This is a genomic window from Pseudonocardia sp. ZF1 (assembly GCF_056835605.1).
On sequence record NZ_JAJNBY010000001.1, the window covers coordinates 3,352,329 to 3,377,367 of the forward strand.

General features: G+C 75.1%; 25 protein-coding genes and 1 pseudogene. 11 read left to right on the forward strand and 15 right to left on the reverse strand.

Going from position 1 to position 25,039, the window contains the following annotated elements; genetic code table 11:
* Positions 1–86 precede the first annotated feature (86 nt).
* From ZF1_RS16265 to ilvD, 3 genes and pseudogenes are all read right to left on the reverse strand, one after another.
* Positions 87–806, reverse strand: a pseudogene (locus ZF1_RS16265) (maleate cis-trans isomerase family protein); the annotation flags it as partial.
* Between the two features lie 195 nt (positions 807–1,001).
* Complete coding sequence (locus ZF1_RS16270; RefSeq protein ID WP_251782292.1) at positions 1,002–1,553, reverse strand: ACT domain-containing protein; 552 nt, start codon at positions 1,551–1,553, stop codon at positions 1,002–1,004.
* Between the two features lie 101 nt (positions 1,554–1,654).
* Positions 1,655–3,337 carry a dihydroxy-acid dehydratase gene (gene ilvD, locus ZF1_RS16275; protein WP_482637678.1) on the reverse strand — a complete coding sequence of 561 codons (1,683 nt, stop codon included), beginning with the start codon at positions 3,335–3,337 and terminating at the stop codon, positions 1,655–1,657.
* Between the two features lie 218 nt (positions 3,338–3,555).
* Between ilvD and ZF1_RS16280 the strand changes: the two genes are divergently transcribed.
* A complete protein-coding gene (locus ZF1_RS16280; RefSeq protein ID WP_346108707.1) occupies positions 3,556–4,008 on the forward strand; it encodes a L,D-transpeptidase in 453 nt (150 codons plus the stop codon).
* Between the two features lie 71 nt (positions 4,009–4,079).
* Here ZF1_RS16280 and ZF1_RS16285 read toward each other — a convergent pair whose 3' ends face one another.
* Positions 4,080–6,029 carry a DEAD/DEAH box helicase gene (locus ZF1_RS16285; RefSeq protein ID WP_482637679.1) on the reverse strand — a complete coding sequence of 650 codons (1,950 nt, stop codon included), beginning with the start codon at positions 6,027–6,029 and terminating at the stop codon, positions 4,080–4,082.
* Between the two features lie 285 nt (positions 6,030–6,314).
* Here ZF1_RS16285 and ZF1_RS16290 point away from each other — a divergent pair, with 285 nt between their 5' ends.
* Positions 6,315–7,064: a tyrosine-protein phosphatase gene (locus ZF1_RS16290; RefSeq protein ID WP_482637680.1), complete on the forward strand. Its 750-nt coding sequence runs from the start codon at positions 6,315–6,317 to the stop codon at positions 7,062–7,064.
* Positions 7,065–7,113: 49 nt separating this feature from the next.
* Here ZF1_RS16290 and ZF1_RS16295 read toward each other — a convergent pair whose 3' ends face one another.
* Both ZF1_RS16295 and ZF1_RS16300 read right to left on the reverse strand, forming a co-directional pair.
* Positions 7,114–9,585 carry a Tex family protein gene (locus tag ZF1_RS16295; protein WP_482637681.1) on the reverse strand — a complete coding sequence of 824 codons (2,472 nt, stop codon included), beginning with the start codon at positions 9,583–9,585 and terminating at the stop codon, positions 7,114–7,116.
* Between the two features lie 174 nt (positions 9,586–9,759).
* Complete coding sequence (locus tag ZF1_RS16300) at positions 9,760–10,362, reverse strand: TetR/AcrR family transcriptional regulator (protein WP_476651678.1); 603 nt, start codon at positions 10,360–10,362, stop codon at positions 9,760–9,762.
* Positions 10,363–10,453: 91 nt separating this feature from the next.
* Between ZF1_RS16300 and ZF1_RS16305 the strand changes: the two genes are divergently transcribed.
* Positions 10,454–10,894, forward strand: a complete 441-nt coding sequence (locus ZF1_RS16305; RefSeq protein WP_476651679.1) for a DUF8021 domain-containing protein — start codon at positions 10,454–10,456, stop codon at positions 10,892–10,894.
* A 5-nt stretch (positions 10,895–10,899) separates the two neighbouring features.
* Complete coding sequence (locus ZF1_RS16310) at positions 10,900–12,564, forward strand: GMC oxidoreductase (protein ID WP_482637682.1); 1,665 nt, start codon at positions 10,900–10,902, stop codon at positions 12,562–12,564.
* Between the two features lie 84 nt (positions 12,565–12,648).
* Here the strand turns inward: ZF1_RS16310 and ZF1_RS16315 are convergent, their stop codons facing one another.
* The gene (locus ZF1_RS16315; protein ID WP_482637683.1) at positions 12,649–13,860 is read right to left on the reverse strand and encodes a cytochrome P450; all 1,212 of its coding nucleotides are present in this window, start codon (positions 13,858–13,860) and stop codon (positions 12,649–12,651) included.
* A gap of 127 nt (positions 13,861–13,987) precedes the next feature.
* On the opposite strand from ZF1_RS16315, the gene ZF1_RS16320 reads away from it, so the two are divergent.
* Positions 13,988–15,040, forward strand: a complete 1,053-nt coding sequence (locus ZF1_RS16320) for a YncE family protein (RefSeq protein ID WP_482637684.1) — start codon at positions 13,988–13,990, stop codon at positions 15,038–15,040.
* A gap of 13 nt (positions 15,041–15,053) precedes the next feature.
* On the opposite strand, the gene ZF1_RS16325 is transcribed toward ZF1_RS16320, so the two are convergent.
* The 4 genes from ZF1_RS16325 to ZF1_RS16340 form a co-directional block, all read right to left on the reverse strand.
* Positions 15,054–15,629, reverse strand: a complete 576-nt coding sequence (locus ZF1_RS16325) for a TetR/AcrR family transcriptional regulator (protein ID WP_482637685.1) — start codon at positions 15,627–15,629, stop codon at positions 15,054–15,056.
* Entirely contained in the window at positions 15,626–16,171 is a 546-nt protein-coding gene (locus ZF1_RS16330; RefSeq protein WP_482637686.1) for a DUF4334 domain-containing protein, read from the reverse strand. The genes ZF1_RS16325 and ZF1_RS16330 overlap by 4 nt, the downstream gene beginning before the upstream one ends.
* A gap of 47 nt (positions 16,172–16,218) precedes the next feature.
* The gene (locus tag ZF1_RS16335) at positions 16,219–17,511 is read right to left on the reverse strand and encodes an MFS transporter (protein WP_482637687.1); all 1,293 of its coding nucleotides are present in this window, start codon (positions 17,509–17,511) and stop codon (positions 16,219–16,221) included.
* Positions 17,512–17,584: 73 nt separating this feature from the next.
* Entirely contained in the window at positions 17,585–18,115 is a 531-nt protein-coding gene (locus tag ZF1_RS16340; RefSeq protein ID WP_482637688.1) for a hypothetical protein, read from the reverse strand.
* A gap of 92 nt (positions 18,116–18,207) precedes the next feature.
* Between ZF1_RS16340 and ZF1_RS16345 the strand changes: the two genes are divergently transcribed.
* From ZF1_RS16345 to ZF1_RS16365, 5 genes are all read left to right on the forward strand, one after another.
* Positions 18,208–19,077 (forward strand): alpha/beta fold hydrolase, encoded by an 870-nt coding sequence (locus ZF1_RS16345; RefSeq protein ID WP_179762562.1) that lies wholly within the window; start codon positions 18,208–18,210, stop codon positions 19,075–19,077.
* A gap of 31 nt (positions 19,078–19,108) precedes the next feature.
* Entirely contained in the window at positions 19,109–19,462 is a 354-nt protein-coding gene (locus ZF1_RS16350) for a hypothetical protein (RefSeq protein WP_482637689.1), read from the forward strand.
* Positions 19,462–20,205, forward strand: a complete 744-nt coding sequence (locus ZF1_RS16355) for an enoyl-CoA hydratase-related protein (RefSeq protein WP_482637690.1) — start codon at positions 19,462–19,464, stop codon at positions 20,203–20,205. Before ZF1_RS16350 ends, ZF1_RS16355 begins: the two co-directional genes overlap by 1 nt.
* A gap of 9 nt (positions 20,206–20,214) precedes the next feature.
* On the forward strand, positions 20,215–21,240 hold the full coding sequence (locus ZF1_RS16360) for a DUF4185 domain-containing protein (protein ID WP_179762559.1): 1,026 nt from the start codon (positions 20,215–20,217) through the stop codon (positions 21,238–21,240).
* 82 nt (positions 21,241–21,322) lie between these two features.
* A complete protein-coding gene (locus ZF1_RS16365) occupies positions 21,323–21,664 on the forward strand; it encodes a hypothetical protein (RefSeq protein ID WP_482637691.1) in 342 nt (113 codons plus the stop codon).
* On the opposite strand, the gene ZF1_RS16370 is transcribed toward ZF1_RS16365, so the two are convergent.
* Positions 21,627–22,022, reverse strand: coding sequence for a hypothetical protein (locus ZF1_RS16370; RefSeq protein WP_073574577.1), 396 nt, complete (start codon positions 22,020–22,022; stop codon positions 21,627–21,629). The two genes, ZF1_RS16365 and ZF1_RS16370, sit on opposite strands and share 38 nt — an antisense overlap.
* 130 nt (positions 22,023–22,152) lie before the next feature.
* Here ZF1_RS16370 and ZF1_RS16375 point away from each other — a divergent pair, with 130 nt between their 5' ends.
* Positions 22,153–22,827, forward strand: a complete 675-nt coding sequence (locus ZF1_RS16375; RefSeq protein ID WP_482637692.1) for a TVP38/TMEM64 family protein — start codon at positions 22,153–22,155, stop codon at positions 22,825–22,827.
* A 72-nt stretch (positions 22,828–22,899) separates the two neighbouring features.
* Here ZF1_RS16375 and ZF1_RS16380 read toward each other — a convergent pair whose 3' ends face one another.
* From ZF1_RS16380 to ZF1_RS16390, 3 genes are all read right to left on the reverse strand, one after another.
* On the reverse strand, positions 22,900–23,181 hold the full coding sequence (locus ZF1_RS16380) for an epoxide hydrolase N-terminal domain-containing protein (RefSeq protein ID WP_357458082.1): 282 nt from the start codon (positions 23,179–23,181) through the stop codon (positions 22,900–22,902).
* Positions 23,182–23,399: 218 nt separating this feature from the next.
* The gene (locus tag ZF1_RS16385) at positions 23,400–24,197 is read right to left on the reverse strand and encodes an amino acid kinase family protein (RefSeq protein WP_073574575.1); all 798 of its coding nucleotides are present in this window, start codon (positions 24,195–24,197) and stop codon (positions 23,400–23,402) included.
* A complete protein-coding gene (locus ZF1_RS16390) occupies positions 24,194–25,021 on the reverse strand; it encodes an amino acid kinase family protein (RefSeq protein ID WP_073574574.1) in 828 nt (275 codons plus the stop codon). The genes ZF1_RS16385 and ZF1_RS16390 overlap by 4 nt, the downstream gene beginning before the upstream one ends.
* Positions 25,022–25,039 lie beyond the last annotated feature (18 nt).

Genomic DNA, 25,039 nt, shown 5'->3' on the forward strand with positions numbered 1-25,039 from the left:
TCGAGGTCCGCCGGGCCGGGATCCGTCCTGCCGGGGGCCGCGGCGTCCACCACCCGTAGCACGGGCGGGACGGACGGGCCGTCGACGAGGGTCTGCCCGGGGCCGACGGCGGAGTGCCCGGCCGCACGCAGGGCGGCCCACATCGTCACCTGGTTCGCGGTGAGCACCGGCTTGCCGAGCTCGCGCTCCAGCACGGCGATCGCGTCGTAGGTGGGCAGGTTGGTGCAGGAGACGAAGACCGCCTGCGCGTCGGGGTGGTCCGCGGCGCGCACGGCCGCGGCGACCTGCTCCGGGCTCGTCGTCCAGATGTGGCCGAGCAGGCCCAGGCCGTGCCGGGCGACGGTCTCGACACCGGATCCGGCGAGGAAGTCGGCGAGCAGCGCGGTGAGGTCGTCGACGTAGGGGGTGGCGACGGCGAGCCGGGTGACCCCCAGCTCGGCGCACGCCGCGACCAGCGACCCCGCCGTCGTGACCGCCGCCGGCGCGCCCGCGGCCAGCACCGCGTCGCGCAGCGCGGCCTCCCCCGCCACGCCACCGACGAAGCTGCCCGAGGTGCACGAGTACGCGACCACGGCGGGCCCCGGTGTCAACACGTCGCGGGCGGCCTGCCGGACCATGGCCGGGTCGGAGATCAGCCGGGCCTGCGCGGCGTCGGCCGGGGTCGCGACGAACGGTGTGCGGGTCACGTGCAGGGTGACCCGCTCGGGGACCCACCGCCACATCTCACGGTCGAGGGCGAAGTCGTACGGCACGACCACACCCACCCGGTCCCGATCCCGATCCCGCGGGGACGACAGCTCACCCATACCGGCCTCCATGACGCAACGATCACCGTCCATCGTTGCCGCCACGGGTCGCGGCGGTTTCGCGATGGTGAGGACGCCCGCCGGAGGCCGTGTGGGTACTGCCCGTTCTCGATCGTCCTGCCGGAAGGATGCCAGCGGTGGCGGTGCCGTGACCTCCGTGCCACGCCGACCGGCGCCTGCGGTGCGCCGAGTGCGCTACGCCCCGGCCCAGCCGCGCGGGTCGGACTCCGGGCGCGTCGCGACCGCGCGCAGGAACGCCTGGGCCCGGGCCACCTCGGTGACGGTGAACGGTGCCGCCCGCCGGGCGACCAGCCGGGAGCCGTCGGGCGCGGTCAGCTCCAGGTCGTGCTCGTCGCGCGCACCCGGCTCGTCCGGGCCCGGCGTCCGGACACCCGACGCGCCGAGCAGCGCGGCGATCCCGTCGGCGGGGCTCTGACCGGCGGCGACGATGTCCAGTGCCCGGGTGGGCGGGTCGACCAGGTCGTGCGGGTCGGCGGTCATGACGAGGACCCCGCCGTCGGGGGCCGCCCCGCAGACCGCCACCGACAGCTCGCCGACGCTGCACGGCCCGGACACCAGCAGCTCGTCGACGACGGAGCGCGCGTCCTGACCGTGCACCGACAGGGCGAGGATGTTGCAGCGCACCTGCGCCAGCGCCGCCGTCAGCCCGGCCAGGGCACCGGGTTCGTCGGGCAGCCGCACCCGCACCCGGTAGAGGCCGTTGGTCGTCCCGGGATCGGTGCTCATCACCACCAGCCTGCGGGACCGATGTTGCGGCCCTGTGTCGGGGCGGTGTCGGGTGCGTCGCGGCCGGCGCGCCCGTCGGTCGGGCGCGCCGGCCATGCGGGTCAGCCGCAGACGGCCCCGTCGGCCGCGGACGACACGAGCTTCGCGTACTTGCCCAGCACCCCGCGCCGGTTCGTCGGCTCCGGGCACGTCCACTCCGCGCGCCGCCGCTCCAGCTCGGCGGGCTCGACGCCGATGTCGATCGTGCGGGCCTTCATGTCCAGGGTGATCGTGTCGCCGTCGTGGACGAGCGCGATCGGTCCGCCGTCGGCGGCCTCGGGTGCGACGTGCCCGACGCACAGCCCGGTCGTGGCACCGGAGAAGCGGCCGTCGGTGACCAGCAGGACGTCCTTGCCGAGGCCCGCGCCCTTGATCCGCCCGGTGACGGCGAGCATCTCCCGCATCCCGGGCCCGCCGCGGGGGCCCTCGTAGCGGATCAGGACGATCGTGCCGGGCCCGATCTCGCCGGCGTCGACGGCGTCGAGTGCGCCCTGCTCGCCGTCGAAGACGCGGGCGGTGCCGGTGAAGGTGGTGGCGTCGAACCCGGCGGACTTGACGACCGCGCCGTCGGGTGCGAGCGAGCCGCGCAGGATCGTGAGGCCGCCGGTGGGGTGGATCGGGTCGGCGAGGTCGTGGATGACCGAGCCGTCGAGGCCCGGCGGGTCGAGCTCGGCGAGGTTCTCCGCGACCGTGCGGCCGGTGACGGTGCGGGCGTCGCCGTGGATCAGGCCCGCGTCGAGCAGTGCCTTCATCACCACCGGTACGCCCCCGACCTGGTCGACGGCGTACATGAGGTGCCGCCCGAACGGCTTGACGTCGGCCAGGTGCGGGATCCGGTCGCCGACGGTGTTGAAGTCGTCCAGGGTCAGCGGCACCTCGGCCTCGCGGGCGATGGCGAGCAGGTGCAGCACCGCGTTGGTGGACCCGCCGAAGGCCATGACGACGGCGATCGCGTTCTCGAACGCCTCGCGGGTCAGCACCGACCGCGCCGTCAGGCCACGGGCGATCATGCCGACCGCGGCCTCGCCGGAGGCGCGGGCCACGCCGTCGCGACGACGGTCCACCGCGGGCGGGCTGGCCGAGCCGGGCAGCGCCATCCCGAGTGCCTCGGCGGCCGCGGCCATCGTGTTCGCGGTGTAGAAGCCGCCGCAGGCGCCCTCCCCCGGGCACATGGCCCGTTCCAGGGTGTCGAGCTCGTCGGGGGTGATCAGGCCGCGCGCGCACGCACCGATGCCCTCGAACGCGTCGCCGATGTTGACCTCCCGGTCACCGACCCGGCCCGGCATGATCGATCCGGCGTAGACGAACACCCCGGCGAGGTCGAGCCGGGCCGCGGCCATCAGCATCCCGGGCAGCGACTTGTCGCATCCGGCCAGGAGCACCGTCCCGTCGAGCCGCTCGGCCTCGACGACGGTCTCCACCGAGTCGGCGATGATCTCCCGGCTGACCAGCGAGTAGTGCATGCCCCGGTGTCCCATCGAGATGGCGTCGGACACCGAGATCGTGCCGAACTCCATCGGGTAGCCGCCCGCGGTGTGCACCCCCTCCTTCGCAGCGGTCGCGAGCCGCTGCAGCGACAGGTTGCACGGGGTGATCTCGTTCCAGGACGAGGCGATGCCGATCTGGGGCTTGGCGAAGTCGTCGTCGCGCATGCCGACCGCGCGCAGCATGCTGCGGGCGGCGGTGGCGCCGATGCCGTCGGTGACCTGATGACTGCGGGGCTTGCGGGAACTGGTGGTGGCCATGCGCGCTCCTCGGCCGGACTCCGGTGTCGGGACGGGGCCGATCCTGCCGCACATCACCGGCGCAGGCCCGTTTCCGGCCGCACCGGATAGCCCGTCCGGGCGTACCCGTTGCTACGGGTGATCGTTGGACTCTCCGGCAGCACCGTCATTCACCCGAGAGGACCCGAGCGACGCTCATGGCGCACACGAACGAACCCACTCCCCGTAGTACTCGACGGGTGCGTCGCCGCCGCGCGCTGGTCGTCGCGGCCACCGGACTGGTCGTCGGGCTGGGCGCCGCGGGCACCGCGGTCGCCGCCGGCACCGGCTCCGGCGTCGCCGGCACCCCGTGCTCGGCGACGGCGAAGGCCTGTGTGGACCTGGAGTCCCAGCAGGCGTGGCTGATGAAGGGCGGGAAGGTCACCTACGGCCCCGTCGACGTCGCCACCGGTGGGCACGGCACGGAGACCCCGACCGGGGACTTCGCCGTCTACGACAAGGACCGCGACCACCACTCCGCCGAGTTCGACGGCGCCCCGATGCCGTGGTCGGTCTTCTTCGCCCCCGGCGGCATCGCCTTCCACGAGGGCGACCGCGACTCCGGGTCCGCGGGCTGTGTGAAGCTGCGCAACCAGGACGCGACGGTGTTCTTCGGCAAGCTGGCCCACGGTGACCGGGTCGAGGTGCGCTGACTCTCCCTCCCCCACCGACGACGACAGGGGCCCCGCGCGGATCGCGCGGGGCCCCTGTCGTGTGCCGTGTGTCAGCGGGCGCCGGCGTTGTCCCGGTCGCGACGCACGTTGGCCTTGCGGCCCTTCAGCGTCGTCGCGCCGCGCAGCGAACGCAGCACGTCGTCCGCGGCGTGCTCGGGCACCTCGACCAGCGAGTGGCGCTCGTGGATCTGGATGGCGCCGATGTCGCGGCCGGACAGCCGGGACTCGTTCGCCAGCGCGCCCACGATGTCCTGCGGGCGCACACCGGAGGCACGGCCCGCCGAGACGAACAGGCGGGTCGCCCCGGCCTTCGGCGGACGGGCGCCCTGGCCGCGAGCACCGCCCGGACGGCCGTCGCGGTCGCGGCGCGGGCCACGGTCGCCGGGGCCGCTGTCACGGCCACCGCGCGAGCGGACCTGCGGGATCTCGATCTCGTCGTCCGGCACCGAGTTGCCGGCGCGGGCGAGCCGGATCGCCGCGGCGGCGATCGAGGCGAGGTCGTGGTCGCGGGCCAGCTCGACGACGAGCTGCTCCACGCCGTCCTGCGGCGGGGTGTCGGCGTCCTGACCGGCCTGCTCGCGCAGGGCCAGCGCGGTGCGGGCGAGCCGCACGGTGCGCAGGTCCTCCGGCGAGGGCACCGGCGCGCTGGGCACCGACGCCCCGATGAGGCGCTCGATGTTGCGCAGGTGACGCACCGACCCCGGGGTGACCAGGGTGATCGCGACGCCCTCGCGTCCCGCCCGGCCGACCCGGCCGATGCGGTGCACGTAGGACTCCGGCGACGAGGGCACGTCGTGGTTGACCACGTGGGTCAGCGAGTCGATGTCCAGGCCACGGGCCGCGACGTCGGTGGCGACCAGCAGCTCGGTGCGGCCGGCGCGCAGGCGCTCGACGACCCGGGTGCGGTGCTCCTGGTCCATGCCGCCGTGCAGCGCCTCGGCGCGCAGGCCGCGCGCGGTGAGGGTCTCGGTGACGGCGTCGACGTCGGCGCGGGTGCGGCAGAACACGATCGCCGCGGTCGGCTGCTCCATCTCGAGCACCCGGCCCAGCGCGACGGTGACGTGGCTGCGGGGCACGTGGTACGCGGTCTGGCGGACCCGCGGGGCCTCGCCCTCGGGCGTGGCCTCCTTCTTGATCCGGATGTCGGCCGGGTCGCTCAGGTGGGTCCGCGCCAGGCTCTGGATGCGGCCCGGCATGGTCGCCGAGAACAGCACGGTCTGGCGGCCCCGCGGCGTCGCGCCGAGGATCGTCTCGATGTCCTCGACGAAGCCCATGTCGAGCATCTCGTCGGCCTCGTCCAGGACGGCGACCTCGATCGCGTCCAGGGCGAGCGCGCCCCGGTTGACCAGGTCGATGGCGCGGCCGGGGGTGGCGACGACGATGTCGACGCCGCGGCGGAGCTGGCCCAGCTGCGGGCCGATGGGCGCGCCGCCGTAGACGCAGGCGACCGAGGCGCCGAGCGCGGCACCGTACTTGGAGACCGCGTCGCCGACCTGCATGGCCAGCTCACGGGTCGGGGCGAGCACCAGTCCGAAGGGCTTGGCGCCGCGGGAGCGGGAGGTGCGGCCGTCGGCCAGGCGCTGCAGCATCGGCAGCGAGAACGCGGCGGTCTTGCCGGTACCGGTGGCGGCCTGGCCCAGCAGGTCGCGCCCGGCGATCAGCGGGCCGATCGCGGCGGCCTGGATCGGGCTCGGCGAGGCGTAGCCCAGCTTCTCGAGGGTGTCGAGCAGCTGCGGCGCGAGGCCCAGGTCGGCGAAGGTCAGGCCGGCGGGGGTGTCGTCGACGGGCTCGTCGGCGGTGCCCGCGTCCTCGGTGCCCGCGTCCTCGGTGCGCGCGTCCTCGACACCCACGCCCTCGGCCCCGTCGCCGGAGGCAGTGCTCTCCGCGGCGGCGGTCGTGTCGGGGGTGGTGGCGTCGTCGGTGTCCGTCATGGCGGCGGAAGTGGTGATCTCGTCTCCGGAGTCGTTCAGGTCGGGGTGCTGGTCCAGCAGAATGCTCACTCGGTCCTCAAATGGCGTGCGCAGGGGGGTGCGCTGTGTCGTCGGGCGGCTCTCGCCCGCTCTCCCAGCCCGCCAGGCCCGCGTGCGGCATCTCGATCCAGATGATGTGCCGGTGAACCCAGACCTCCGGGGCTCGCGGCCGTGCGTCGTCGCCGACGGCCGTCGATCGACCAGTGTGCCATGTCCCGGTGCGGTCCGTGCGCCGGGTCCCGCGTGACCGACACCACCGATGCCCCTGGTCACGACCCTCGGCGCGGCCACGGGGAGATCACCGACCCTGGTCGGGTGACGGCATTCCTCTCCAGCGCCGCGGCCCGGCGCCCGGCGAACCTGCGTGATCTCGGTGGTCTGCGCACGACGGACGGCTATCGCGTCCGGCACGGGGTGCTCTACCGGTCCGACGCGCCCCGCCCGGGCGACCCGCGCGACGCTCGGGCCCTCGATCTGCCCGAGAGATCGCCGTGGCCGCCGCGGACCGTCGTCGACCTGCGCTCGGCGGCGGAGACCGGCGAGCCGCATCCGCTCGCCGACGTCGCCGACGTCCGTCCGGTCCCGCTCGGCGCGTCGCTGACCCCGGAGCGGGTCGCGACGGCCGCCGCCGGGAAGAAGGGGCTCGGGTGGGCCTACCGGCTGCTGGCGGCCGAGGCCGGCGCCGAGCTCGCGGGGATCGTGCGGACCGTCGCCGACGCGCCCGCCCCGGTGCTCGTGCACTGCGCCGCGGGCAAGGACCGGACCGGGATCGTGGTCGGGGTACTGCTGGCCGTGCTGGACGTGCCGCGCGCGACGGTCGTCGCGGACTACCTGCGCACCAACGACGTCCTGCCGACGCTGTGGGACCGGCTGCGCGCCTGGGGCCAGCCCGAGCCCGACGACGAGGCGCTGCTCGGGGTGGACGCCGCCGCCCTGGAGGCCGTGCTCGACGACCTCGACGCCCACCCCGCCGGCGCGGCGGGCCGGCTGCGCGAGTGGGGCGTCGGCGACGACGACCTGCGCCGCCTCGCCGAGCGGCTGCTGGAGCCGGTCCTCCCGCACTGACCGCGACCGGGCCCCGCGCACCCGGGGTGCGCGGGGCCCGGTCGTCGGCTCAGGACTTGCCGAAGCCCGCCTTGCGCAGCGCCTCGGCCATCGCGTCGTTGGCGGGGCCGCGGTCCTGCCGGCCGCCGCCGGAGCCGCCGCGGCCACCGCCCTGACCGCCGCGGCCGCGGTCGCCACGGCCACCGTCGCGGCCACCCCGGCCGCGGTCGCCGCCGCCCGGACCGCGCCCGACGCGCTCGCCGCCGTCGCGGCCCCGGCCGCCCTGGCCTCCGGCCTGGCCCTGGCCGGGCCCGCGGGACCGGCCGCCGCGCTCGCCGGCGCCGGGCTGGTCGTCCAGACGCAGGGTCAGCGAGATCCGCTTGCGGGCCTCGTCGACCTCCAGGACCTTCACCTTGACCACGTCACCGGACTTGGCGACGTCGCGCGGGTCGGAGACGAAGTCCTTGCTCATCGCGCTCACGTGCACGAGCCCGTCCTGGTGCACCCCGACGTCGACGAACGCGCCGAAGGCGGCCACGTTGGTGACGACGCCCTCCAGCAGCATCCCCGGCCGCAGGTCGGAGATCTTGTGGACGCCCTCGGCGAAGGTCGCGGTCCGGAACGCCGGCCGCGGGTCCCGGCCGGGCTTCTCCAGCTCGGCCAGGATGTCGGTGACGGTCGGGAGCCCGACACCGTCGTCGACGTAGTCCTTGGGCTTGATCTGGTGCAGTCGTGCGGCGTTGCCCATCAGGGCGGACACGTCGAGCGTGGTGCGCTCCACCATCCGCCGGACGACCGGATAGGACTCGGGGTGCACACCGGTGACGTCGAGCGGCTCGTCCCCACAGCGGATGCGCAGGAAGCCCGCGCACTGCTCGAACGCCTTGGGCCCCAGCCGCGCGACGCCGGTCAGCGCGGTGCGGTTCCGGAACGGGCCGTTCTCGTCCCGGTGGGCGACGATCGCGCCGGCGAGGGACTCGGAGATGCCCGAGACCCGGCGCAGCAGCGGCGCGGACGCCGAGTTCACGTCGACACCGACGGCGTTCACACAGTCCTCGACGACCGCGTCGAGCGAGCGCGACAGCGACGACTCGGGCAGGTCGTGCTGGTACTGCCCGACCCCGATCGACTTCGGGTCGATCTTGACCAGCTCGGCGAGCGGGTCCTGCAGGCGCCGCGCGATGGAGACCGCGCCGCGCAGCGAGACGTCCATGTCGGGCAGCTCGGCCGAGGCGTAGGCCGACGCCGAGTACACCGACGCGCCGGCCTCGGACACCATCACCTTGGTCAGCTTCAGGCCCGGGTTCGCCGCGATGAGCTCACCGGCCAGCGCGTCGGTCTCCCGCGAGGCGGTGCCGTTGCCGATCGCGATCAGCTCGACGGAGTGCTTCGTGCACAGCGCCGCCAGGGTCTTCAGCGACCCGGCGCGGTCCTTGCGGGGCTCGTGCGGGTAGATCACCGCGGTGTCGACGACCTTGCCGGTCGCGTCGACGACGGCGACCTTGACCCCGGTGCGCAGGCCCGGGTCGAGGCCCAGGGTCGCGCGGGTGCCCGCGGGGGCGGCGAGCAGCAGGTCGCGCAGGTTCGCCGCGAACACGCCGATGGCGCCCTCCTCGGCGGCGGTGCGCAGCCGGACCCGGATGTCGATGCCGAGCGCGGTGAGCAGGCGGGTCCGCCACGCCCACCGGACGACGCCGAGCAGCCAGGCGTCGCCGGCGCGGCCGCGGTCGGCGACGCCGTACTCGGCGGCGATCAGGGCCTCGTAGGGGTTCGGCTCGTCGTCGGCGACGCCGGCGTCGAGGGTGACGTCGAGCGCCTCCTCGGACTCGCCGCGGAAGACCGCGAGGATCCGGTGCGAGGGCAGTGTCGTGAACTTCTCGGCGAAGTCGAAGTAGTCCGAGAACTTGGCCGCGGCCTGGTCGTTCTCCTTGCCCTCGCGGACCGTGGTGACCAGCCGCCCGTGCGCCCACATGCGCTCGCGCAGGCCGCCGACGAGGTCGGCGTTCTCCCCGATCCGCTCGACCAGGATCGACCGGGCACCCTCCAGCGCGGCGCCGGCGTCGGCGACCTCGTCGGTCACGTAGGCGGCCGCCGACGAGTGCGGGTCGAGCGTCGGGTCGGCGAGCAGCGCGACGGCCAGCGGTTCCAGGCCCTGCTCGCGGGCGATCATCGCCTTGGTGCGGCGCTTGGGCTTGTAGGGCAGGTAGATGTCCTCGAGCCGGGCCTTGGACTCGGCGGCGAGGATGGTGGCCTCGAGGGACTCGTCGAGCTTGCCCTGCGACCGGATGGAGTCGAGGACGACGGTGCGCCGCTCCTCCAGCTCCCGCAGGTAGCGCAGCCGCTCCTCCAGGGTGCGGAGCTGGGCGTCGTCGAGGCCGCCGGTCGCCTCCTTGCGGTACCGGGCGACGAAGGGGACCGTCGAGCCCTCGTCCAGCAGGGCCACCGCGGCCCCGACCTGGTCCGGCCGGGCGCCGAGCTCGTCGGCGATGCGCTGGTTGATCGAGCGGTGCTGCTGGATGTCCGGGGGTGCCGTGCCTGTCACCGCCCCATCGTGGCGAACGGTGTCGCGGGCGCCACCGCCGGGTGGGGGGTCGCGTCCGCGCCCGTCCGGACGGCGACCCCGTGACCGTCGACGGGTGTCCGACATCCGATGGAGAACCCGGTGGGTGAGCGTCCGCTCACCCGTGCCAGACTGCCGCCCGTGGCTCGCTGTGGATCATGGCCCGCCGGGCGGCCCGCCGTCCGCGGCCAGTGCGGCGAGCCCGGTCGCGAGCGCGTGCACCATGCGGCTGTACAGGTCGGGCGGCGCCTCGCCGGGCACACCGAGGCGGTACTCCCGGACGAGGCCGTGGAACAGCGCGATCATCGCGGTCGCCAGCTCGTCGTCCGGCACGCCGAGGTCCACCCCGCCGGCCGCGCGGCCGCGCGCCACCATCGCCGCGGCCTCGTCCCGGACCCTGCGGTGGTGGTCGGCCACGGCCGCGCGCATCGCCGGGGTGCGCATCGCCACCGCCCAGCTCTCGGCGTCGAGCAGGGTCGCCGGGCGCGAGCGGGCGGTCTCCAGCAGCACCGCCTCCAGCTCGGCCAGCCCCTGTTCGGGGCCCGTGTCCAAACCGGACCGCACCCGGTGCAGGTCGCCCTCCAGGTGGCCGGTCATCAGCGCCCGGAACAGGTCCTGCTTGCTGCCGAAGCGGCTGTAGATCGACCCCACCGACACCCCGGCGGCGCGGGCGATCTCGTCCACCGAGGCGCCGTCGTAGCCCCGCTCGGCGAACACGTCGGCCGCCGCGGCCAGCAGGGCCGCCCGCGTGCGCGCCACGCCGTCGTCCCGTGTCTCCCGGCGCCTGCCCCCGGGCGTCGCTCCCGTCACGTCGTCCCCCCGTCCGCTCCCCCAGGTCCCGGAGGTTCCCATGCGGTCGCGCAGTCTGCTGCTGTCCGTGCTCGTCGGCGTGATCGTCGCCGGAGCGGGGGCGGGTGTCGCGTCCGCCTCCACCTGTGACGACGCCTGCCGGGTCGACGGTGCCCGCGCCTACGTCGCCGCGCTCGCCGACCACGACCCGTCGGCGGTGCCGTTCCACCCGGACGCGACCCGGGTCGAGGCGGGGCTGCCGACCGGGTTCTCCGGCGACCAGCTGCGCGCCGACCTGCGGTTCGGCCCGCAGTACCGGATCATCCGCGCCGTCTCCGACGAGACCTACCACGTGCGCGGGGACGGCGTCGTCGTCGCGGAGTTCACCCTGTCCGTCGGGGCGGGTCCGGTGGGCCTCACGACCGCGCGGGTGCACGAGACCTTCCGCTACGACGACGGCCTGATCCGCGAGATCGTCGCCGACATCCGGATCGGGGGCTGAGCCGGATGCGGGTGACCAGCCGCCGGGGGTTCCTGACCGGGGCCGCGCTCGGTGCGGCCGCGCTGGGTGCCGCCGGCACCGCGACCGCCGCGCCGGCCCTGCTGCGCCGCGAGGTCACCGCGATGTCCGCACCGGCCGTCGTCGTCGGGAGCGGGCTCGGCGGGTCGATCGCCGCGGCCCGGCTCGCCGAGGCGGGCGTGCGCACCCTGGTCCTCGAACGCGGCCGCCGCTGGACCACACCGGCCGCCGACACGTTCCCGCCGTTCCTGCGCCCGGACCGCCGCTCGTCGTGGCTGACGCCCGCGCCGGTGTTCCCCGGCCAGCCGCCGACCCTCTACCGGCCCTACACCGGCCTGTTCGAGAAGGTGTCCGGGCGCGGGATGAGCGTGCTCTGCGGGGCGGGCGTCGGCGGGTCGACGCTGGTGTACGCCGGGGTGTGGATCCGGCCGGACGCGGCGGTGTTCTCCGCGGCGGTCCCCGGCATCGACCACGACGAGCTCGCCGCCGTGCACTACCCGCGCGCCGCCGCCCGGGTCGGGGTCTCGCCGATCCCCGACGACGTCCTGGCCCACCCCGCGCACGTCGGCACCCGGCTGTTCCTGGAGCAGGCCCGCCGTGCCGGGCTGACCGCGCAGCTGCTGCCCAACGCGACCGACTGGGACGTCGTGCGTGCCGAGTTCGCCGGGCGGGCGACGCCGTCGATGTCGGTCGGCGAGTACTTCACCGGTGTCAACTCCGGGGCGCGGCTGTCGGCGGACAAGAACTACCTGCGCGACGCCGAGGCCTCCGGACTGGTCACCGTCGCCCCGCTGCACCGGGTGGTCGACCTGCACGCGGTCGGCGGCGGACGCTACCGGCTCGACGTCGAGCGGATCGACACCGACGGCGTCGTGCGGGAACGGATCGCGCTCACCACCGGCGCGCTGTTCCTCGCCGCCGGGTCGACCGGCACCTCCCGGCTGCTCGTGCGGGCCCGCGAGATCGGGACGCTGCCCGACCTCACCGCCGACGCCGGCCGGTTCTGGGGCAACAACGGCGACCGCATCCAGCTGCGCGTCGGCGTCCCCGAACCGGCGGGCGGACCGCAGGCCGGGCCGATGGCGGCCGGCATCCGCCCACCCACCGACGACCGCGCAGAGGCCGTCACGCTCACCTTCGGTCCCGCGCCGCTGCCGTTCGACGTCCGCGCGATGTCGCTGCCGGGTTTCGGGGCCTGCGACCCGGTGGGCGAGTTCCGCTTCGACGGCGCCACCGGCGAGGCCGTGCTGCACTGGCCGGCCGACGGCGACGCCGACGCCCAGCGCACCGTCCGCGACCTCACCCAGCGGTTGATCGCCCCGGACGCCCCGATCGGCGCCGGCCTCGGACGGGTCGTCTCCGACGTCGCCTCCCGGCTGCCCGCAGGGCTCTCCAGCCTGGTCGCGCGTGCCGCGGACGCACCCTCCGGGGTCCTCGACCTGGGGGCAGCGGACCCGGTCACGTGGCACCCGCTGGGCGGCGCGGTGCTGGGCCGGGTCACCGACGACCGGGGACGCGTGGCCGGGCACCCGGGACTGCACGTCGTCGACGGGGCGCTGGTGCCGGGGACGACGGGGAGCACGAACCCGTCGTGGACGATCGCGGCGATCGTGGAGCGGGCGATGGACGGGATCCTGGCCGACGGGCTGTGAGCCCGTCCCGCGGCGCCCCTGCCCGGTCCGCGGCACCCCGTGCGCGGGTCGCCGCGCGAGGTCGTGGGGCGCCGCGGCACCGGCTCACCAGGTGACCGGCAGCCCCCGCACTCCCCCGGTGACCTGCTCGGCCCGCACGTCCAGGTCCTCCGGGGCGACGGCGAGCCGCAGCCCGGGCAGCCGCCGGAACAGCCGCGCGAACACCGTCGCGAGCTCGGTGCGGGCCAGGCTCGCACCGATGCAGAAGTGGCCGCCGTAGCCGAAGGACACGTGCGGGTTGGGCCGGCGGGTCGGGTCGAAGGCGTCGGCGTCGTCGAACACCCCGGTGTCCCGGTTCGCCGACGCCGTCGAGATCATCACCGCGTCACCGCGGCGGATCGTGACGCCCCCGGCCTCGATGTCGGCGTGCGCGTAGCGCAGCAGCCCGAGCCCGCCGGGGGCCGACATGCGCAGGACCTCCTCGACCGTGCCGTGCAGCCGGCCGTCGACGTCGGCGACGAAGGCGTCCCGGCGGGTGGTGTCGGTGAGCAGCAGGAGCACACCGAGGTCGATGCGCCCGACGGTGGTCTCGTGCCCGGCGAAGAGCAGCCCGGCGGCGAGCCGGGTCAGCTCGGCCTCCCCGAAGCCGGGGTCCTCGGCCTGGGCCCGTACGAGGTCGGTGACGACGTCCTCTCCCGGGGTCTCCCGCTTCGCCGCCGCGAGCCGTCCCATGTAGCCGCGGAACTCGGTCATCGCGGTCTCGGCGTCGCCGCCGGAGCGGATGGTCGCGACCCGCTCGGACAGCCCGCTGAAGTAGCCGCGGTCGGCGAAGGGCACGCCGAGCAGCTCGCAGATGACCAGCACCGGGAGCGGGAACGCGAGGTGGGCGTGCAGGTCCGCGACGCCGTCGGGGGACGTCTCCCGCGCGGCGACGAGGTCGTCGAGGCAGCCGTCGACGAGCTCGCCGACGTGGTCGCCGAGGCGCCGCATCCGCTTGGCCGAGAACGCGGGGACCAGCAGCCTGCGCATCCGGTCGTGCTCGGCCTTCTCGGTCTCCACGGTGCCGGTGGGGCCGGCCAGGACCGCCGCCTCGGACACCCGGGCCGCCTGCTCGGGCGCGGGGTGCGAGCGGCCGAGCCGCGGGTCGGCGAACAGGGAGCGCGCCTCGGCGTGCCGGGTGACCAGCCACGCCGGGTCACCGACGGGGGTGCGCACCGGCACGATCGGCCCCTCGCGGCGGAGTACCGCGTACAGCGGCGCGACGTCGATGACGTTCGGACGGTCGAAGGGCAACTGCGGGGCCTCGGTCGTCGTCACGGCGGAACTCCCTCGTCGTCATGATCGGGACACCGGAACGATAGCCATCTATCGTTTCGCAGCGCAACAGGCAGGTGCGCTCCTCGGCCGCCGCGCGGGCGTCCGGCCGAGGCACGATGCTGAACCCATGGCGACAGGGAAACGCATGCAGCGGGCGGCCGTCCTGGCCCTGGCCCTGTTCACGGTGGGCTGCGCCGCGCCGGCCGACGGCCCGGCCGCACCCGGGCGTGCGGGCACCCCCGCCCGGTTCGCCGAGCCGCTGCCGCCGCCCGCCGAGCCGGGCGTCGCGCCACCGGTGACCGCCACCCCGCCCGGACGGACCGTCGCGGTCGGCGCGGTCCCGGAGGGCATCGTCGCCGACGGGCCGACGCGCCGCGTCGCGGTCGGGGTGCGGCAGCCCGACCGGCTCGTGCTGCTCGACGCCGACACCGCCGCCGTCGTCGGGCGGGTGCCGCTGCCGGGCGTGCTGCGCCACCTGCAGCTCGCCGGGCCGGGCGGGCCGGTGCTGGTCCCGAGCGAGAGCGCGAACGGCCTGCTGCGCGTCTCGCTGCCCGGTGGCCAGGTGTCGTCGGAGGTGATGACCGGCCCGATGGCGCACGACGCGACCGGGACGGCGGCCGGGACCGTGTTCGTCGCCAACGAGGCGGGTGGCAGCGTGTCCGTGGTCCGCGGGGACCGGGTGGTGCGCCAGCTGACCGACGTCACCCAGCCCGCCGGGCTCGCCCCCGTCGGCGACCGGGTCGGACTGATCGACGTCCGCGAGAACACCCTCACCGTCTACGACGCCGCCACCGGCGACGGCATCCGCGAGCTCCCGGCCGGCGACGGCCCGACCCACCTGGTCGCCGACCGGCACGGCCGCATGATCGCGACCGACACCCGGGGCGGGCACCTGATCGTCTTCGACCCGGCGGGCACCCCGGCCGAGGTCGGACGGGTGGACCTGCCCGGCGAGCCCTACGGGATCGCCTACGACCCGGTCCGGGACCGCGTGTGGGTCACCGCGACCGGGGCGAACCTGCTCGTCGGGTACGACATGACCGACCCGACGCCGCGGGAGGTGGCCCGGATCCCCACCGTGCGGCAGCCGAACACGGTCGCGGTCGACCCGGACACCGGACGGCTGTTCGTCACCGGCACCGCCGACGGTGTCGTCCAGGTCGTCGACGGTCCCGCCTAGGAGCGCGCGGAGCTCACGCGCGAGCCCCGAGGGCCGGTAGCAGCACGTCGTCGCAGACCGACCGCAGGTACCCGGCGTCGGCGACGGCGGCCGGCCCGTCGAGCAGCGTCGGCGCCACCACCGCGCCCGCCAGCAGGTAGGGCAGGTGCCGGGCGGCGGGCGGGTCGGCGGGCAGCTCCCCGCGGGCGACGGCCCGCGCCACCACCGCGCGCAGCGCCTCGACCTGCGGCAGCAGCCGCGAGGACAACGCGGCAGGCAGGGCGGGGTCGCGCTGTCCGGCCCCGGCCAGTCCCAGCACGATCGGCACGTCGACCGCGGCCCGCGCGGCCAGCTGGTCGACGACCGCGGCGAGGTCCCCGGCCAGCGACCCGGTGTCGATCCGGTCGATCGCGAGCGGGCTGCCCGCCGAGACGGCCTCCACCACGAGTGCGGCCTTGTCGCCCCACTGCCGGTAGAGCGTGGCCTTGCTGGTGCGGGTCGCCGCGGCGACGGCCTCGACGGTGGTCGAGGAGTAGCCGCGTTCCGCGACGAGGTCACGGGTCGCGGCGAGCACCTCCCGGCGGCGCTCGTCGGGGAAGCGCCTGGTCACTCGCGACGCAGGAAGAACAGGAACGGGTGGGTCAGGCCGCGCATGTCCATGGCACCGAGGACGGTGGCGTCGTCGACGCGCCGGAAGACGTCGTGGATCGGCAGGTCGTCATAGCACATGGTGGCGCTGGCGACCCCGCGGTACTCGGTGGTGCGCAGCCGTGCCTTCGGGGCCCGGGTGGCGAGCGCGGGGCCCGCGGTGCGGGCGATCCGCGCCAGGGTCGCGTTGCGCAGCGCGGCCGGGTGGCGCAGCAGCGCGGGCAGCGGGACCAGGGCGGGGTTGAGCGAGAACAGGCCGCCGCGGGGGTGGTCCATGACGAGCGGGTGGACGTCGTCGACGCCGTCGAACCGCTTGCCGTGCCAGCCGAAACGCCCCAGCAGCCCGTCCATCGGGTTGCCGGTGGGGATCTCGCCGCCCGACCAGTCGCCCAGCATCTCCGCGACCCCGACGGCGGGCAGCGCGTCGAAGAACCCGAGGCCCTCCTCGAGCGTGGCGCCGTGCGCGAGGTGGCGCAGCGTGTCGGCCGGTGCGGTGCTGGTCATCGCGAGCTCTCCATCGAAACGGCGTCGTTTCGATGGAGCGTACCCGGTCAGCGCAGCGCGGAGCCCTTCGTCTCCGGCAGGGTCAGCACCGCGACGAAGGAGATCACGGCCCCGACGGCGACGTAGACGAAGAACAGGATCGCCAGGTCCGCCTCCTGCAGCGAGGCGATGACCAGCGGCGCGGTCCCGCCGAACACCGCAACGGTCAGGTTGTACCAGGCACCGATGCCCAGGGCCCGGACCTTCGTCGGGAACAGCTCGCTCATGATCGCCGGCGCGACCGAGGTCATCGCCGTGTAGAGGGACAACCCGACGACGAACACGACGAACATGTTCCAGAAGCCGGGCCCGATCAGGAACGACAGCGGTACGACGAGCACCGCGGTGGCCGCGGACCAGACCAGCATCTGCGGCTTGCGGCCGTACCGGTCGGCGGCGGCCCCCATCGGGTACTGCAGCAGCACGAAGATCGCCGTGGCGATCGACAGCGCGAGGAAGACCTCGGACGCGTCGGCCCCGCGGGACTTCGTCGCGTACGGGGTCAGCGCGGAGAAGAAGGTGTAGTAGCAGAGCGTGTGCAGGATCGTGAAGCCGACGAGCTGCGCGACCGCCTTCGGGTGCTCACGCAGGGCCAGCATCAGCGGGTTGCGGATCCGGGCCGCGGACTCCTTGTTCTCCTCGAACTGCTCGCTCTCGCTCATCTGGCGCCGCATCCAGAGCCCGATGATCCCGAGCACCCCGCCGAGCAGGAACGGGATCCGCCAGCCCCAGGAGGCCAGCTGGTCCTCGGTCAGCGTCGCGGCCAGCACGAAGCCGGTGAGGGAGGCGAACAGCACCGCGGTGCCGGTGGAGATGTAGAAGAACGACGAGTAGCGCCCGCGCCGCTCGCGCGGGGCGATCTCGGCGAGGTAGGCCGAGGCGTTGGAGACCTCGCCGCCCAGCGACATGCCCTGCGCGATGCGCGCGAGCAGCAGCAGGACCGGGGCGAACCAGCCGATCATCGCGAACGTCGGCAGCAGGCCGATGACGAACGACCCGCCCGCCATCAGCAGGATGGTCACCAGCATCGCGGTGCGGCGGCCCTTGAGGTCGGCGAACCGGCCCAGCAGCAGACCGCCCAGCGGCCGGAAGAAGAAGGCGAGCGCATAGGTTGCGAGCGTCGAGATGAGGGCCAGCGCCGCGTTCTCGGGCGGGAAGATCTGCGTCGCGAAGTAGATCGAGAACGTCGCGTAGATCGTCCAGTCGTACCACTCGACCGCGTTGCCGATGGACGCCGCGACGAGCGTCCGGACCGGGAGACGGTGACGTTCCGTCGTTCCGGTGGTGGGTGCCTGGGACACGGTTCCCCCTGACGTGTCGGCCGAACGGTCGGCGAACGGTAACCGTTACGGCCCGACAATTCGACCGGACGGGTCAGGAGAGGACCAGGCCGACGATCGTCGCGGTCCCGAAGACGAGCGTCACCACGTGCCCGAGGACGGCGAGCCCGCGGCGGCCGCGCCGGGTGCCGAGCACCACCGCCGTCGTCCAGGGCAGGTAGCCGAGCAGGGCGACGCCGAGGAACGGCAGGGTCAGTGCGGCGAGCACCCCGGTCGTCCCGGTGGGCACCGCACGGTCACCGGCAGTGGTCAGCTGCGCCGCGACGACCTCCCCGGCCGACGAGTCCGGCGAGGCGTCGACGGCGATCGGGTCACCGCCGGCGTCCGGCCGGAACAGGCCGTTGCAGTCGTAGCGACCCTCCCCCAGGTCGGTGCAGTCCGTGACCTCCAGGACCCCGGGCGCGCCGACCGCGCCGCTGGCCAGGCGCAGGTCGTCGACGGCGGACCACCCGCACGCGAGCGCGAGCAGCAGCCACAGCGCCAGCAGGAACCCCATCCAGCCCGGGGTGGGGGTCTCCGGGTCGTCCCAGTCGACCTCGACGTCGGGGCCCCGGCGCTCGCTCACACGCGCGAGTATCGCCGTCGCGACCCGGGCGCCCCATCATCATTTCTCGGTACACCGAGCCGCCCGTCCCACGATCCCGGAGGATCCCCGCGATGCCACTGTCCGCCGCGACCGACGGCTTCCGACTGGCCTACGACCGCCACGGCCAGCCCGGCGCGCCGCCGGTCCTGCTGCTGCACGGCTGGCCGGGCGACCGGACGGACATGACCGCCGTCGCCGAGCGGCTGGCCCCCGCGCACGACGTCGTCGTCCCGGACCTGCGCGGGTTCGGCGGGTCCGACTCGCACGACCGCGACCCGGCCGAGCAGTACTCGGCGGCCGCGCAGGCGCTCTCGCTGACCGCGCTGCTGGGAGAGCTGGGCCTGTCCGATGTGGTCGTCGCCGGCTACGACGTCGGCAGCCGCGTCGGCCAGCAGGTCGCGAAGGACCGGCCCGACCTGCTCCGCGCGCTCGTGGTCACCCCGCCCGCGCCGGGGGTCGGGCGGCGGATCCTCGCGGAGCAGCCGGTGCGCGAGTTCTGGTACCAGTCCTTCCACCAGCTCGACCTGGCCCGCGAGCTCGTCGACGGCGACGCCCGTGCCGCCCGCGCGTACCTGCGCCACTTCTGGTCGCACTGGTCCGGCCCGGAGTTCACCCCCGACGACGAGCGCCTCGACCACCTCGCCGTCGCGTACGGGACGCCGGGCGCGTTCGTCGCGTCGATCAACTGGTACCGCTCCGGCGGCGGCGCGGTGGCCCGCTCGCTCGCCGAGACCGCGCCCGACCCGGCCGACCGCGTCACCGTCCCGACGACGTTCCTGTGGCCCGAGCACGACCCGCTGTTCCCGCGCGACTGGTCCGACCGGGTCGGGGAGTTCTTCACCGACGTGACCGTCACCCCCGTCGACGGCGTCGGGCACTTCGTCCCGGTCGAGGCGCCGCAGGTGTTCGCCGACGCGGTGGCCGCGGCGGCCGCCCGGTAGGACCTGTCGTCGCGGCCGCCGCTGTGGTCCGATGATCGTCGTGGTCCGGGGATGGCGGTGGATCGGCGGAGCGGCGGTCGCGGTGCCGGGGCTCCTGGCGCTGCTGTCCTGGGTGCGCTGGGCCGGGCTGCCCGCGGAGGTCGCCGTCCCCGCGACCACCGGCGGTCCCGTCGACGAGCCGGGCACCGTCACGCTGTCGGCCGCGCCGGGGGCACGCGGGATCGGGGTCGCGCTGGTCGTCGCCGCGGCCGGGATCGGCCCGCTGATCTTGGCGATCCTGACGCCGGTCGCGGCCGGCGTCGGCGCGATCGTGCTGCCGGTGCTGGTCCTGGTGCTGCGGCGACGCCCCCCACGCACCGTCCCGCCGCCGTGGACGGTGCACTGATGGGGACTCCGCGGGTGCACGACGACGGCGCGGTCCGGACGGTCACCCTGGACCGTCCCGAGGCCGCCAACGCACTGCACACGAGCGACGTCGACGCGATCACCGCGGCCGTCACCGACCTCCCGGACCGGGTGCGGGTCGTCGTGGTCACCGGGGCCGGGGACCGCGCGTTCGGCGCCGGGATGCACCTCGACGTGTTCCGCGACGCCGCCCCCGGCGACGGTCGCGCGATCATCACCCGGCTCGCGACCTGCCTGCGCGCGGTGCGCACCGCACCGGTGCCGACGATCGCCCGGCTGAACGGCGCCTGCCTCGGTGCGGCGTTCGAGCTCGCGCTGGCCTGCGACCTGCGCGTCGCCCACGCCGGGGTGCGGGTGGGGCTGCCCGAGGTGCGCCTCGGGATCCCGTCGGTGGTCGACGCGGCGCTGCTGCCCCGCTACGTCGGTGCCGCGCTCGCCCAGGAGATGGTCCTGACCGGCAGCGTGCACCGGGTCGACGAGCCCGGGACGGCGCCGCTGGTGAACCGGCTCGTCGACTCCCCCGCCGGGCTCGACGCCGCCGTCGACGACCTCGTCGCGACGCTGCTCGCCCCGACCCGCGAGGTCCTGTCGGCCCAGAAGCAGCTGCTCGAGACCTGGCGCGAGCAGGGCATCACCGGCTCGGTGGAGGCGAGCGTCGACACCTTCGCGGAGGTGTTCGCGCTGCCCGCGACCCGCGACGCGATCGCGCGGTACCGCCCGTAGGGTCGCGCCATGGCCGTCACGACCAAGATCGCCGACCTGACCGGGCCCGGGTACACCGACCGGTTCGGGATCGGCGGCACCGACCTCGGCATCCTCGCCACCGCCCCGGACGGGCGCCTGGTCGCCGTCTTCGGCGACACGTTCGACCGGGCCGGTGTCGGCGGGCCCGGCTGGCGCTCCCCGGTCGTCCTGTTCGCCGACCCCGACGACGTCCGCGGCGGCCTGCGCTGGACCGGCTCCGGCGGCGACGCGGCCGACTACGCCTGCCGCCTGGTCAGCAAGCCGGCGACGAACTGGTTCCGGCTGCACCGGCGCGTCACCACGATCCTGCCGGCCGACGTCATTACCGTCGGCGACACGATGTACCTGCACGTCATGGCCAACAAGGGCCTCGGCAACGTGCTGTGGAGCGAGATCGTCGCCTCCCGCGACAACGGCGTCACCTGGGAGCGGACCGGCTGCGACTGGCCCGGCGACCACCACGACGGCCTGTTCCAGCAGCTGACCTGGTGCGACGGCGGCGACGGCTACGTCTACGCCTACACCACCGGCTTCCAGCGCCGCGACGGCCTGCTGCTGCACCGGGTGCCCGCCGACCGGATCACCGACCGCGACGCGTGGGAGCCGTGGGGCTTCGCCGGGGAGCGCTGGGACTGGGGCAACCCGCCGACGCTGACCCTCCCCGGCGCGTTCGGCGAGCTCAACCTGCGCCGGGTGCCCGGCCCGGACGGTCGCGAGCACCTGCTGCTCACCGTCTTCGACGCCGGGAACTACCGGATCGACACACTGCTGCTCGACCGCCCGAACGCCGACCTGCACCGCGCCCCGCGGACCACGGTGCTCACCGGCTGCGGCTGGGACGACGAGGACCACGCCACCGGCCGCGTCGCACAGCTCTACGGCGGCTACGTCGTCCCCGGCTCGACGCTCGACGACCTGCACCTGGTCGTCAGCCAGTGGAACACCACGACCAACTGGCCCTATCGGGCGATGCAGTTCCGGACGGACGTCACGGAGCTGCTGCGGACGGAGTAACCCCAGGTCTCGGCGTCATGAGAAGTGGGTATCTCCCGGCCGGGACCGCATCCGGACGGGGGCTCCGCTCGTAGGGGACTCCATGAACTCGGAGCACGACGGGACGCGCCCCTTCACCGCGACGGTGGTCGTCGCCGGCTGTCCGCTGACCGCGGGTGAACTGCGTGTGCTGGCGCGGACGCTGCCCGAGCTGTCCCGGGTGCGGACCGCGCGCCACGGGGGCGGGCTGTTCCTGCAGGCGCGCCTCGACGACGTCGACGGCGCCGCCGCCGTGCGACGGCTGCGCCGCGCGGTGCCGCGGCTGCTGACCGGGTTCCCCGGTGTCGTCGTCGCGGCGGGCCCCGGGCCGGCGCCCCGGTCGCGGACGCCGTGGTGGCGCCCGGTGGTCAGCCCGGTTCCCGCTCCCCGGGCGGCAGGAGGCTGAAGTACCAGCGGCCCGCCTCCTCGGTGACCGACAGCGTCACCAGCACCGGTCCCGAGCGCACCTCGACCCGGTCCGGCCCGGTGGGCAGCACGGCGGGCGACCCGGCCGCCTGGAGGCGTTCGACGTAGTCGTCGACGAAACCGCGGTCCGGGGCGTCGAGCAGCAGCTCGTGCAGCCGGGCACCGCCACCGTCGGGGGTCCGCAGCGCGGCCTCGCCCCGCTCGTAGAGCGCGGCCCGGTCGTCGGCACCGCGCTCCCCCGCCGCCGCGATCAGCGTGACGGTCCCGACGATCCACGCCCCGACGAACGCGACGGCGATCCACCCCAGCAGGGTGCGGGTGCGCGCCGGACGTCTCATCAGGCCGAGACTGTGTCACACCGGACACCGTCGTCCGCCGCACACCGGTCGCCGTTCACCGGTCCGTGCCGGTGCTCACCCGAACCCCGCGGGTACCCGCACTCGTAGACCCGGGTGGAGGTGGTCGACGGTGGCCCGATGGTGGCGGCCCGTGCTGCTGGTGACGCTGGTGGCCGCGGGCTCCGCGGTAGTACTGGTCACCGGCTGGCCGACGGTCGAGGGCGTCCGTGCGACGACGGCGTCCGCGGGCTGGGCGGCACCGGTCCTGTTCACCCTGCTGTTCGTCGGGTTCACCCTGGTCCCGGCGCCCGCGACCGTGATGGGCATCGCCGCCGGGGTCCTGTTCGGCCTGCCCGTCGGCCTGGCGACGACGATGACCGCCGTCGCCGTGGGCTCGCTGATCGGCTTCGTGCTGTCGCGGACGCTGGGCCGCGAGGTCGTCGCCGGGATCGGCGGCGCCCGCATCCGCCGTCTCGACGCGCGGCTGCGCCGGGGCGGGCTGTGGGCCGTCGCCGGGGGCAGGCTGCTGCCGGTGATCCCGTTCCCGGTGCTCAGCTACGCCTGCGGGCTGACCGCGATCCGGCTGCGCGACTACCTGGCCGGGTCGGTGCTCGGGGTGGCGCCCTCGGCGGTGGCGTTCGTGACGATCGGCGCCTACGGCGGGGACCCGGCCTCGGTGCCGTTCGTGGCGGCCGTCGCCGGGCTGATGCTGCTGACGGGCGCCGCACTCGTCGCGGGTCGGCGACGGCGGCGACGCACGGAGCCCGGTGCCGCTCCGCCGGTCCCGCCGGTCCCGGTGGGCTGAGGCCCGGCTGCCCGACCCCGCCCCGGCGCCGCCCGGGCTGCGCTCGCCGGCTCCCGGCCGCGCCGACCTCGATCAGTACCTCAGCGCTGTCCCCCCGTCACGCGACCGCCCTGAAGTACTGATCGATCGCCGGACTCGGGTCCGAGGGAGTGGGCGAACGCCCGGAGGTCGTCGAGGAGCGGCTCGGTGAGCGGGGCCCAGGAGGTCGAGGACGTCCGCCGGGGTGGACGGCCAGCCGTGCACCGGCAGCAGCGGTACGGCGTCGGACCGCGTCGAGCGGCGGACCAGCGCGTGCACCCCGGCGTGGTCGGGGGTGTCGACGACGACGGAGTCCGCGGCCGGCCGCTCCTCCACCGCCCGTCAGTCGACGTGGTGCCGCCCGTGGTCGGCGAGCGCGCGCAGATGGTCGGGCGGGACGCCGGAGGACCACCCGGCGCCGGACGGTACGTCGGGCCGGCGGTGTCGTCGAGTCGGGCGTGCAGGCGGTCGATCTCCGCCTGCGGGACGGGGAACGGGTTCGGCGCCACGACACGACCGTGGCACCGGACCCGGACGGATCCGGTCCTCGGAGGTCAGGCCGAGACGACGGTCCCGATGTGCTCCCCGGCCAGGGCCTTCGTCAGGTTCCCGGCGACGGTCCCGTCGACGATCTGCACCGACCGGACGTGCCGGGCGCGCTGCAGCGTGCGCAGCGCCTCCCGGTCGATCGGCAGGGTCCGGGCGGCGTCGGCGAGCAGGTCGGCCGCGGACGCCTCGCGCAGCACGGTGTCCCCGTCGAGCACGCCGCCGACGTCGCGGACGTAGGTCAGCGAGGCCGCGCCCCACGCGTCGGCCAGCAGCAGCGCGCCGGTGTCGGTGCGGTGGGCCGGGATCTTCCCGGCGGCCGTCGGCAGCTCGTGCACGCCGTAGGGCGGATAGCCGTTGGTGACGGCGGCGTTCGACGCGGCCAGGTGCACCGGCAGCTGGTGGGCGACGGTGTCGTGCCCGAGGTAGGCGACGCCCTGCTCGGCGAGCAGCGCGGCGACCAGGTGCCCGTTCTGCTCGGCCTCACGGCCGGCGATCTCGGCGAGCGCACCGGTCGGCAGGCCCAGGTCGAGGCCGACGCCGAGCGCGTGCCGGGCACGGACCCCGGCACCGGTGGCGATCAGCAGCGGGTCGCCGGAGATCGCGGCGCGCAGCTCCTCGACGAGCGGCAGCAGCACGTCGCGGCCGCGGTCGACGATCGAGCGGCCGCCGAGCACGACCACGCGCAGGCGGGGCAGCATCCGGATGACCGGCTGCTGCTGGTCGACGGGGCGGACCTGCTCGCGGTCGAGCAGGGTCTGGCGGGCCAGCGGGGACTCGACGTCCTTGGGGTGGGTGGTGCTCATCGGGCGTCTCCCGCGGTGATGATCGTGCCCACGTGCTCGCCGGCGAGCGCGCGGGTGAGGTTGCCGGGCTTGAGACCGTTGACGATCTGGATCGAGCGGACGTGCGTCGCGTGCCGCATGAGCTCCAGCACCGGGCGCTCGACGATCAGGTCGGGCAGGTCCCGCTCGACGAGCTCGTCGACGGTGATCTCGGGGATCAGGGTCGCCGACGGGTCGTTCTTCGGGTTCGCGGTGTAGAGACCGTCCTCGTCCTTGACGAAGATCATGTTCTTGCAGCCGTAGGTCTCGGCGACCAGGTAGCAGCCGGCGTCGGTGCGGTAGGGCGGGATGACACCCTCGTCGGGCAGCGGCTGCCACATGGCGTACGGCGGCATGCCGGCGAAGATCGCAGCGCGGACCTCGGACAGCGACAGCGGCAGCGCGTCGAACCCGCCCCCGGCGACGACCGGCACCCCGTGCCGGGCCATCAGGTAGCCGAGCATGGTGGCGTTCTGCCCGGCGACGGCGCTGCCGACCGAGCTGAGCACACCGGTGGGCAGGCCGAGCCCGGCGGCCAGGGAGTACGCGTGCCGGGCCCGGGTGCCGCCGCCGGTGCCGATCAGCAGCCGGTGCGCGGACCGAGCCTCCAGCAGCTCCTCGACCAGCGGGAACACCGCCTCGCGGCCGCGGTCCATGAAGCTCTGCCCGCCGACCTTGACCACGGACACGTCGGGCAGGACCCGGATGTCGGGGGTCCGCTCGGTGGCCGCGGCGAGCTCCGGGTCGTCGAGCGACCGGGTCAGCAGCAGCGACTCGAGCTCGGCCGCGCTCGCGGCGTGCGTCATCGCATCTCCTCGTGTTCC